The organism is Streptomyces sp. NPDC057287 (genome assembly GCF_042667905.1).
GTDB lineage: Bacteria > Actinomycetota > Actinomycetes > Streptomycetales > Streptomycetaceae > Streptomyces.
The window spans coordinates 44242-54837 of record NZ_JBHUYV010000017.1; the positions used below are offsets into that span (position 1 = coordinate 44242).

The 10596-nt window shown below is 72.0% G+C and carries 11 protein-coding genes; 10 read left to right on the plus strand and 1 reads right to left on the minus strand.

Annotation, left to right across the window (positions count from 1 at the left end; genetic code table 11):
- From ACFUNE_RS28375 to ACFUNE_RS28410, 8 genes are read left to right on the plus strand one after another with little or no spacing between them, the layout of a single operon-like run.
- Window positions 1-1149 (plus strand): MCE family protein, encoded by a 1149-nt coding sequence (locus ACFUNE_RS28375; RefSeq protein WP_383573898.1) that lies wholly within the window; start codon window positions 1-3, stop codon window positions 1147-1149.
- Window positions 1146-2291, plus strand: a complete 1146-nt coding sequence (locus ACFUNE_RS28380; protein WP_383573900.1) for an MCE family protein — start codon at window positions 1146-1148, stop codon at window positions 2289-2291. Before ACFUNE_RS28375 ends, ACFUNE_RS28380 begins: the two co-directional genes overlap by 4 nt.
- A complete protein-coding gene (locus ACFUNE_RS28385; protein WP_383573902.1) occupies window positions 2291-3547 on the plus strand; it encodes an MCE family protein in 1257 nt (418 codons plus the stop codon). The genes ACFUNE_RS28380 and ACFUNE_RS28385 overlap by 1 nt, the downstream gene beginning before the upstream one ends.
- Window positions 3544-4065 carry a hypothetical protein gene (locus ACFUNE_RS28390; protein WP_383573904.1) on the plus strand — a complete coding sequence of 174 codons (522 nt, stop codon included), beginning with the start codon at window positions 3544-3546 and terminating at the stop codon, window positions 4063-4065. Before ACFUNE_RS28385 ends, ACFUNE_RS28390 begins: the two co-directional genes overlap by 4 nt.
- Window positions 4062-4673: a hypothetical protein gene (locus ACFUNE_RS28395; RefSeq protein ID WP_383573906.1), complete on the plus strand. Its 612-nt coding sequence runs from the start codon at window positions 4062-4064 to the stop codon at window positions 4671-4673. Before ACFUNE_RS28390 ends, ACFUNE_RS28395 begins: the two co-directional genes overlap by 4 nt.
- A gap of 46 nt (window positions 4674-4719) precedes the next feature.
- On the plus strand, window positions 4720-5217 hold the full coding sequence (locus tag ACFUNE_RS28400; RefSeq protein ID WP_383573908.1) for a nuclear transport factor 2 family protein: 498 nt from the start codon (window positions 4720-4722) through the stop codon (window positions 5215-5217).
- A 37-nt stretch (window positions 5218-5254) separates the two neighbouring features.
- Complete coding sequence (locus tag ACFUNE_RS28405) at window positions 5255-6022, plus strand: hypothetical protein (RefSeq protein ID WP_383573909.1); 768 nt, start codon at window positions 5255-5257, stop codon at window positions 6020-6022.
- 19 nt (window positions 6023-6041) lie between these two features.
- Window positions 6042-7271, plus strand: a complete 1230-nt coding sequence (locus ACFUNE_RS28410; protein WP_383573911.1) for a lytic transglycosylase domain-containing protein — start codon at window positions 6042-6044, stop codon at window positions 7269-7271.
- A 4-nt stretch (window positions 7272-7275) separates the two neighbouring features.
- Here ACFUNE_RS28410 and ACFUNE_RS28415 read toward each other — a convergent pair whose 3' ends face one another.
- Window positions 7276-8337 carry an ATP-dependent DNA ligase gene (locus tag ACFUNE_RS28415; protein ID WP_383573913.1) on the minus strand — a complete coding sequence of 354 codons (1062 nt, stop codon included), beginning with the start codon at window positions 8335-8337 and terminating at the stop codon, window positions 7276-7278.
- Between the two features lie 95 nt (window positions 8338-8432).
- On the opposite strand from ACFUNE_RS28415, the gene ligD reads away from it, so the two are divergent.
- Together ligD and ACFUNE_RS28425 are read left to right on the plus strand one after the other, a co-directional pair.
- On the plus strand, window positions 8433-9443 hold the full coding sequence (gene ligD / locus ACFUNE_RS28420) for a non-homologous end-joining DNA ligase (protein ID WP_383574136.1): 1011 nt from the start codon (window positions 8433-8435) through the stop codon (window positions 9441-9443).
- Window positions 9440-10596: hypothetical protein (locus ACFUNE_RS28425; RefSeq protein WP_383573916.1), on the plus strand; the 1157-nt coding region annotated here is incomplete at its 3' end. The genes ligD and ACFUNE_RS28425, both read left to right, overlap by 4 nt.

Sequence of the window (10596 nt, forward strand, 5' to 3'; positions counted from 1 at the left end):
ATGAGACGCACCCGCATCATCGGCATCGGAGCCGGGCTCGCCGTCGTGGCCGTGGCCGTCGGCTCGGGCGTGGCGGCCATGGACCAGGAGGGGACGACGACCGTCACCGCCTACTTCGACCGGGCCACCGGCGTGTACCCGGGGTCGGACCTGCGGGTCCTCGGCGTGAAGGTGGGCACCGTCGAATCGGTGAGACCGCACGGCAAGGAGGTCCGGATCACCCTGCGCCTCGACAAGGGCGTCGAGGTCCCCGCGGACGCGCACGCCCTCGTCGTCGCCCCCAGCCTCGTCGCCGACCGGTACGTCCAGCTCGCTCCGGCCTACACCGGGGGAGCGCGGCTGGAGGGGGGCGCCGTCCTCCCCGCCGCGAACAACGCCACACCCATCGAGGTGGACCAGCTCTACGAGTCGATCACGGAACTCTCCACCGCGCTCGGCCCCGACGGCGCCAATGCCGACGGTGCGCTCTCCGAACTCCTGAAGACCGGGTCCGAGAACCTCAAGGGCAACGGAGAGGCCATCGGGGACTCCATCGAGCAGTTCGGCAAGGCGACGAAGACGCTCGACAGGAGCAGCGGCAACCTCTTCGACACGCTGTCCTACCTGCAGACCTTCACCACCATGCTGAAGGAGAACGACGGGGACGTACGCGCCGCCGAGCAGCAGCTCAACTCCGTCACCGGCTTCCTCGCCGACGACAAGGAGAACCTCAGCGCGGCACTGAGGGAACTGGGCACCGCGCTCGGCCAGGTCAAGACCTTCATCCAGAAGAACCGCGGTTCCCTCAAGGAGAACGTGGACCTCCTGGTGCCGCTCACCCAGACCCTGGTCGACCAGCGGGCCTCGCTCGCCGAGTCGCTCGACACGCTGCCGCTCGCGGCGGGCAACGTGCTCAACGCCTACGACCCGGCGAACCGCACCCTCAACGGGCGTACGAACCTCAACGAGCTGTCCATGGGCGGACCGCTCGTCGAACCCGAGTCGCAGATCGCCGGCCTCGACGGTCTCGCTCCGGTGGACGCCACCCGGCAGAAGGCCCTGCCCGTCCTGCCGTTGCCCGCGGTCGGCACCGTGTACGGCACCCCGGCGGACACGGGGGACCCGAAGAAGAAGACCGCCCCCGGCGAGAACAAGGAGGGGGACCGATGAGCCCCGCCGCGCGCACCACCGGCACCCGTGTGGTCGCGGGCCTCGGCGCCCTGGTCGCCGCCGGCGTCTGCTTCACCCTCGTCGCCACGACCACCGGCCTCCCCTCGTTCCCCGGCATCGACCAGATGCCGCTGCCGGGCGGAGCCGACCTCGGCGACCACCCGTACGAGATCACCGCCGAGTTCGGCGACGTGCTCAGCCTCGCACCGCAGTCGTCCGTCAAGGTCAACGACGTGGCCGTGGGCCGGGTCACCAAGATCTCCCTCACCCCGGGCAGCTGGACCGCCAAGGTGACCATGAGGATCAACGGGAAGATCAGGATGCCGGCGAACGCCTACGCCCACCTCGAACAGTCCAGCCTCCTCGGTGAGAAGTACGTCCAGCTCTCCCCGCCCGCCGAGGGCACGGCCCAGGGCGCGCTGTCCGACGGCGACCGGATCCCGCTCGTCCGCACCAACCGCAATCCCGAGGTCGAAGAGGTGTTCGGCGCCCTGTCCATGCTCCTCAACGGAGGTGGTGTCGCCCAGCTGAAGACCATCACCACCGAACTCAACAAGGCACTGGCCGGCCAGGAACCCCAGATCCGCTCGATGCTGAACCGCGTCGACACCCTCGTCACGGACCTGGACACCCACAAGGAGGACATCACCGACGCGCTCGACGGCGTGAACCGGCTGGCCGCCACCCTCGCCACCCGGAAGCAGGACGTCGGGACCGTGCTCACCGGACTCAGCCCCGGTCTGAAGGTCCTGGAGAAGCAGCGCGGATCACTGCTCACCATGCTGCGCTCGCTCGACACGCTCTCCACCGTCGCCGTCGACACGGTCAACAGGAGCAAGGCCGACATGATCGCCGACCTCAAGGCCCTCGCCCCCACCCTCACCGCGCTCGCCGACTCCGGCGACGACCTCCCCGACTCCCTGCAGGTGCTGCTCACCTACCCGTTCACGGACGAGGTGCTGCGCGGGGTGAAGGGCGACTACCTCAACGTCTACCTGGACGTCACCGCCATGCCCGGCACACAGATCATCCCCGCGCTCACCCCGGACGCCCCGGGGCCGACAGGCGCCCGGAAATCCGGCTCGGCGCTGCCCCTGCCGCTTCCCTCGGTCACCGCGACCGGTACGGAGGGCACCCGCTGATGATCACCCTCGCCACCCGGCTCAAGAACATCGCCTTCCTGATCATCGCGGTGCTCGTCCTCGGCTACCTGGGCGTCCGGTACGCCGACCTCGGCCACTACGTCGGACTGCGCAGCTACTACACCGTCAAGGTGCAACTTCCGCAGACGGGAGGACTGTTCACCCACTCCAACGTCACCTACCGGGGCGTCTCCGTCGGCCGGGTCGGCCCGATCGAGCTCACCGACGACGGCGTCGAGGCCGAACTGCGCATCGAGGACGACGCGCCGCCCATCCCCGACAGCCTGCACGCCGTGGTCGCCAGTCTCTCCGCCGTCGGTGAGCAGTACGTCGATCTGCGGCCCACCCGGGACGACGGCCCGTTCCTGGAGAACGGCTCGGTCATCGACCAGGCCGACACCACCATTCCCGCGCCTGTCACCGACGTCCTCACCAGCGTCAACGACCTCTCCGCCTCCGTCGACGCCGAGGCCCTGCGCACCGTCGTCGAGGAGTTCGGCGCGGCGTTCGAGGGGCGCGGCGACGACCTCCAGGTCCTGCTCGACACCGGAAGCGAGTTCGTCGACGCCGCCGACGACGCCCTGCCGACCACCACCAGACTGATGGCGGACGGCGAGACGGTGCTGCGCACCCAGGCCGAACAGGGCGAAGCCCTCAAGGGATTCGCCTCCGGCGCCGAGGAACTCGCCGCCGAACTCAAGGGATCCGACACCGACCTGCGACGGCTCATCGCCACCGCGCCCGGTGCCACCGCCCAGATCAGCGGGCTCCTGCGCGACCTCGAACCCGGCTTCGGCGTGGTCGTCGCCAACCTCCTCACCACGTCCGAGGTCGCCGTCACCCGGCAGCGCGGGCTGGAGGAGCTCCTGGTGAAGGTACCCGCGGTCGCCGCGGCGGGGGCGAGCATTATCGACGAGAGCGGGGAGGCCCGGTTCGGGATGTCGGTCACCTTCTTCGAGCCGCTGCCCTGCACCGCCGGATACGGCTCCACCACCTACCGCCCCGGCAAGGACCTCTCGGCCGCACCGGCGGTCAACACCAAGGCGCGCTGCGCCTCCCCGCCCGGCAGCGGTATCAACGTCCGCGGCAGCGCGAACGCCCCCGGAGGCGGCGGCGTGCCGGAACCGGCTGAGCCCGGCTCACTGCTCACGGGCACCGACGGGGCCGGGCTGCCCGGCGCCCTCGGCGCCACCGGAGACACCGGGCAGGCGGCCGACGGCATGGCCGGCCTGCTGGGACTGGGGGGTGGCGCGTGAACCCCCGTACCAAGAGCCTGAGCGGCTGGGCCTGCATGCTCGCGGCCGTGCTCGTCTGCGCCTTCGGCGGCTGGTCCTACGCGCAGGCGCGCGGCGACGACACCCTGGCCTACGCGAAGGCGCGTGACGCCGCGATCGCCGACGGCAGGAGACACCTCGCCCGGCTGAACAGCATGGACGGCGGGAGCGCCGCGAGCGTGACGTCCGGACACGCCGCCTGGCTCGCCGCCTCGACGGGCCCGCTGCGCGACCGGCTGGAGAGCACCCGGAAGAAGGACACCGCCAGGCTCACCGAGGACGGGGCCACCGCACGCGGCAAGGTCACCGACGCGGCGCTCACCGCACTCGACGAACGGGCCGGCACAGCGGCGCTGATCGCCACCGTGGACGTCGAGATCACCCCGCGCACGGGCAAGGCCGGCACGCAGCGCAAACGCTTCGAGGCGACCCTGGCCCGCACCGGGGACGGCTGGAAGATCAAGGCACTGGACGCGATACCGGTCGGGAGCGGCGGATGAGACGGACCGGAGGAACCACGATCGAGGACGCCTCCTCGGCCCCGGGCCGGGACGAGGACGTACAGCACGGGGAGACCGACACCGGCCAGGAGCCGGGCACGCCTCGCCGGGCGGCCTGGCGGCGCGGGCTCGCGGTGGTCCTGGCCGTCGCCCTGCTCGCCGTCGGCGCGGTCCTCCTGGTCGAGGCGCGGCACCTGCGTGACACCCCGGCCACCTCGAACCGCGCACTGACCGACACCGCGGAGACCACCCGGGTCGTGGGCGACGTGAGCAGCGCTCTGGGCAAGGTCTTCTCGTACAGCCCGCAGGGAACCGCCGCCACCAAGGGGTCCGCGAAGCGGCTCCTCGCGGGCAGGGCGTTGCAGCAGTACGCGGCACTGTTCGGCCAGGTGGAGAAGCAGGCGGCCGACCAGAAGCTCACGCTCACCTCGCAGGCCGTACGCGCCGGGGTCACCCGGCTCGGCACCCGCAGCGCCCACCTCCTCGTCTTTCTCGACCAGGTGTACGAGCGCGAGGGGAAGGCGCCCACCACGGCGGCGGCTCAGCTCTCGGTGACGGCGGAACTGCGCGGCAGCCGCTGGGTCATCGTCGACATCACCTCCAGGTAGGGGAGAAGCACCAATGGCACGGGTACGGACGACGAGGAATCCGCTGGTGGTGGCGGCTATCGTGCTGACGGTCGCGGCGGCCGGCGCGGCGGGATGGGGTGGCTGGTCGCGCTACGACGCCGGGCACGACGGCTCGGCGGCCTATGCCGAGGCACGCGACGACGCCCTGGCCGCGGGGGAGCAGGCCGTGCAGAACATGAACACGCTCGACCACGCACAGGTGGAGAAGGGGCTCGACAGCTGGGAGGACTCGACCACCGGGGATCTGCACCAGCAACTCGTCGAGGGGCGGGAGGCCTTCGTCAAGCAGATCGAGGCGGCCAGGACCGTCAGTACCGCCAGGATCCTGTCGGGCGCGGTGACCGAGCTCGACGACAGGGCCGGCAAGGCGGGGGTGATGGTGGCGCTACGGGTCACCGTGACCGCGCCCGAAGGCAAGCCCGCGGTCAAGGAGAGCCGGATGCTCGGGCAGCTCACCCGCACCTCCGAGGGGTGGAAGCTCAGCGCCCTCGGACAGGCGCCGGTCGGCAACACCGCCGGCTGAACCCGCCCGACCGTCCCGCCCCGAGAGGACCACTGACATGTCGACGACCCGACACCTCGTCAACCGCCGCCGCCGTCTCGCCACCGTCGCCACGGCCCCGCGCACGGACTCGGCCCCGGTGCAGGAGCCGCAGCCCGGTGCCGCGGCCGGACCGGAAGCCGACGCAGGACCCGGCGCACCGGACGCGGGAACCGCAGCCGAGGCCCCCGAGCCCACCAACAAAGCAGCTGACGGGTCCGCCGCGGCCGGCGAGCCCGCCGGGGACGAACGCCCCCGCAGCAGACTGCTCCGCCTCCGCGTCCGGCTCCCCGCAGTGCTCTGCGCGGCCACCGTCCTCCTCGGAGCCTCCGCCGCCTGGGCGTTCACCTCCGCCGCGGCGCTCCGGGACGACCCGACCCGGCAGAACACCGCCCTCACCGACATCAGCCGGACCAGCGAGGTCAAGGGACAGATCACCGAGGCCGTGGGCGCGGTCTTCTCCTACACCTACGCCTCGCCGGGGAAGGCGGACCTCGCCGCGCAGAAGTACCTGACGGGCAAGGCCGTCCAGCAGCACAAGGACATGCTCGCCGAGGTACGCGCACAGGCGCCGAAGCAGAAGCAGGTGCTCACCACGACCGTCACCGAGAGCGGGGTCGAGCTGCTGGACGGCGACCGGGCCCGGCTGCTGGTCTTCGCCGACCAGCGCAACACCCGCACCGGCAAGGCGGAGGAGACGACGTACGCCGCCGCCATGTTCGCCGTGGACGCCGTCCGCCGCGGTGACACCTGGCGGATCGCGGCCATCGACACCTTCACGCGCTGACCGAGGAGAAGGAGGACACATGAGGTTCGACGGAACCATGCGCCGCGGTCTCGCCGGCACGGCCACCGCGGTCGCCGCCATGGCGGCGCTCACCGCGTCCCAGGCCCCGGGGTTCGCGGGCGCCGCCGCCGACGACATGAAGAACGTGGCGTCGGACGACGTCGTCTGGACCGAGGTGCCCAACGACGACAGCTACCACACGGAGCTGCCGCCCCTCCGGTCACCGGAGCCGCCGGCGCCCACCGGGGCGAGGAAGCCCGGTCCGGCCGTGGTGCAGTCCCGGGCCGAGGCGGGCATCCCCGCCACCGTCCTGGCGGCCTACCGGAACGCGCAGAGCGCGCTCGGCCGCAGCGACCCCGGCTGCCGCCTTCCCTGGCAGTTGCTTGCGGCCATCGGCAAGGTGGAGTCCGGTCACGCGGGCGGGGGACGGGTCGACACCGCCGGCACCACCCTCACCCCGATCCTCGGGCCCGTGCTGAACGGTGCGGGCTTCGCCCACATCCCGGACACCGACGGCGGTGCCTACGACGGCGACGCCACGTACGACAGGGCCGTCGGGCCGATGCAGTTCATCCCGTCCACCTGGGCGCACTGGGGCAGGGACGGCAACGGTGACGGGCGCAAGGACCCGAACAACGTGGCGGACGCCGCGCTCGCCGCGGGCCACTACCTCTGCGCGGGGAACCGGAAGCTGTCCGTCCAGGCGGATCTGGACAGGGCGGTCCTCAGCTACAACCACTCGGACACCTATCTGCGCACGGTCCTGTCCTGGCTGGACTTCTACCGCAAGGGCGTCCACTCCGTCGCAGACGGCAGGGGTGTCGTCCCGAAGAGCCCCGGAGCGGGCAGCCCCCACGCCCCCAAGGCGCCGGTGGGAGGCCCAGGCAGTCCGAGCGACCCCGGTCACGGTGGCGGCATCATCGTCGGCCCGCAGCCCAGCGCCACACCCACGCCCTCCGCCTCACCGACCCCCGCCCCCACGGACTCCGGCAGCCCCGGTCCCACCCCGGACCCCACGGGCCCCACGGACCCCGGACCCACCCCCGACCCCACCGACACCGGTGCCACCCCCGATCCGACGACGACCCCGGACCCGACCACCACGCCCGACCCGACGACGACCCCGGACCCGACCACCACCCCAGACCCGGACCCCAGCACCTCCGACCCGGGCTGTCCCACGCCCACCACGGAGACAGCCCCCACGGACGCGCCCCCGGACGACCCCTGCCCCACCCCCACCGCCTGACGGGTCAGCCGGCGCCGAGCACCTCGGACAGGTCGTACCGCACCACTTCCTCCAGCTGCGCGTAGGTGCAGCCGCCGGGGGTGCGGTCCGGCCGCCACCGCCGGAACTGGGTGGTGTGGCGGAAACGGTCGCCCTCCATGTGGTCGTACGCCACCTCACAGACCCGCTCGGGCGCGAGGGCCACCCAGGACAGGTCCTTCTTGCCCGACCAGCGGCTCGGAGCGCCCGGCAGCCGTGACCCCTCGTGCGCCGCCGCGTCCGCCCAGGCCGCCCACGGGTGGTCCGCCGGCTCGATGCGCAACGGGTCGAGTTCCTCCAGGAGTTCGGCACGCCGCTTCATCGTGAAGGCCGCGCACACACCCACGTGCTGCAGGGCGCCCCCGGAGTCGTACAGACCGAGCAGCAGCGAGCCGACCACGGGGCCGCTCTTGTGGAAGCGGTACCCCGCGACCACGCAGTCGGCGGTCCGCTCGTGCTTGATCTTGTACATGGCACGCACGTCCGGGCGGTACGGCAGGTCGAGCGGCTTGGCGACCACCCCGTCGAGTCCCGCCCCCTCGTACCGCTCGAACCACTCCCGGGCGAGGGCCGGGTCCCTGGTGGACGGGGCGAGATGGACGGGTGCCGAGGCTCCGGCCAGGGCTTCCTCCAGAACCGTCCGCCGCTCGGTCTGCACGGTGCTGAGCAGCGAGGCGTCGTCCAGGGCGAGGATGTCGAAGGCGACGAAACTCGCCGGGGTCCGCTCGGCGAGCGTCCGCACCCGGGAGTCGGCCGGATGGATCCGCTCGCTCAGCCGGTCGAAGTCCAGCCGCCCCTCGTACGGCAGGACGATCTCGCCGTCGACCACACAGCGGGGCGGCAGGTTCTCCCGCAGGGCGGTGACCACCTCGGGGAAGTAGCGGGTGAGCGGCTTGCCCGTCCGGCTGCCGATCACCACCTCGTCGCCGTCCCGGTGCACGATCGCCCGGAACCCGTCCCACTTCGCCTCGTACTGCATGCCGGGGGGAATCGCGGACACGGACTTGGCGAGCATCGGCTTCACAGGAGGCATCACCGGCAGGTCCATGGCCCCGATTCTCGCCCACCGCACGGAGCACGTCCTCCGATATGCGGCATATGTGGGCCCGGCCTACGGTGTCCGACATGGGAGCAGGAGCAGCGGTGGAGCTGGACGCGGACGGACGGGCCGTACGGCTGTCCAACCCGGACAAGGTGTACTTCCCGGAGAAGGGCTACACCAAGAGGGACGTGGCCGACTACTTCAGGGCCGTGGGGCCGGGGATCCTCCGTGCCCTGCGCGAGCGGCCCACCACCCTCCAGCGCTTCGTCGACGGCGTCGAGGGCGACTTCTTCTACCAGAAGCGGGCGCCGAAGAACCTCCCCGACTGGACCCCCACCGCCCGGATCGAGTTCCCCAGCGGCCGGCACGCCGACGAGATGTGCCCCACCGAGCTGGGGGCCGTCCTCTGGGCCGCCAACCTGGGCACCCTGACCTTCCACCCCTGGCCGGTACGCAGGGCGGACACCGACCACCCCGACGAGCTGCGCATCGACCTCGACCCGCAGCCCGGCACGGATTACGCCGATGCGGTGAGGGCGGCCCACGAGCTGCGTTCGGTCCTGGAGGACCACGGGCTGCGCGGCTGGCCCAAGACCTCCGGCGGGCGCGGCATCCACGTCTTCGTCCCGATCGTCCCGGAATGGACGTTCACCCAGGTCAGGCGCTCGGCCATCGCGGTGGGCCGGGAGCTGGAACGCCGGATGCCGGACCGGGTGACCACGGCCTGGTGGAAGGAGGAGCGGGGCGAGCGGATCTTCGTCGACTACAACCAGACGGCCCGCGACCGCACCATCGCCTCCGCCTACTCCGTGCGTCCCTTCCCGCACGCCCCGGTCTCCGCCCCGCTGCGCTGGGAGGAGATCGACGACGCCGAGCCCCGCGACTTCGACCTCCGGACCATGCCCGTGCGGTACGCCGAGGTGGGCGACCTGCACGCGGACATGGACGACCACGCCTTCCGGCTCGACCAGGTGCTGGAGCTGGCGCGGCGGGACGAGCACGAACACGAGCTCGGCGACCTGCCCTATCCGCCGGAGTACCCCAAGATGCCGGGCGAACCGAAGCGCGTGCAGCCCAGCCGCGCCCGGCACGACACCGGTGACGACGCGTGAGCGCCGACGACGGGGCTGCGGAGCCGCCCGCGCACGGCGCGCACGGCAGGCCCCCGACGCGGGCCGAGAAGTGGGCCTCGTACAAGCAGTCGCCGTACGTCCCCGCGCTCGTGCTGGTCTTCATCCTCGCCGCCGCGGCCGGACTCTTCGCCGGCTCGTACACCTACACGATGGCCGACCCGACGCCGCGCCGGATTCCCGCCGCCGTGGTCAGCGGTGTCGGCGACCGCGGCGGGACGGAGTTCATCGCGGGGATGGAGAAGGCTCTCGACGCCTCACTCCAACTGCACCCGTACGCCACCCGGGGCGCCGCGCGCCAGGCGATGGAGGAGCAGAAGGTCTTCGTGACCGTGCGGCCGGGGAAGGCCGGGGTGGCCATGGACATCGCCGGGGCCGGCGGGGCCACGGTCGCCCAACTGCTCGCCGAGACCGGAGCGAAGGTGGCGAAGGCCACCGGGATCCCCGTGACGATCACGGACGTCAAACCCCTCCAGAAGGGCGACCCGCGCGGGCTGGCGCTCTTCTACATCTCGCTCGCGGCCGTCATCATCGGCTTCGTCGGAGCGATCCAGCTGAGCGTGCACGCCCGCGCGCTCAACCCGCTCGAACGGATTGGCTTCACCGTCGCCTACGCCCTGCTGGGCGGCTTCGCGATCGCCGCGGTGGTGGACTGGCTGATCGGCGCGCTGGACCTGCCGTTCGTCGAGTCCTGGCTGATCCTGGCGTTCACGATGTTCGCCTCGGGCATGGTCTTCACCATGTTCAACACCATCATGGGGCGCTGGGCGATGATCCCCACCTGGGGGCTCATGGTGCTGCTGGGCAATCCGTCGTCGGGCGGCGCGGTGTCCTGGCCGCTGCTGCCCTCGGCGCTCGGGCACATCGGGCGGTGGCTGCCGCCCGGCGCCTCGGTCAACGCCCAGCACACGGCGGTCTACTACCAGGGCCACCAGTACGCCTTCCCGTTCCTGGTGCTGACGGGCTGGGCGCTCGTCTCCTGCACGGTGTTCTGGGTGTGGCGCCACCGGCACCCGGGAGGCCGCGGCCGCGTGCCGGAGCACCCCCCCCCCGCCCCCCCCGGAGGGGCAGGGCGCCACACCACCAACATATGGGGTTTGAGGGGAGAGACTAACACACCGGGGGTGGTGTGGAG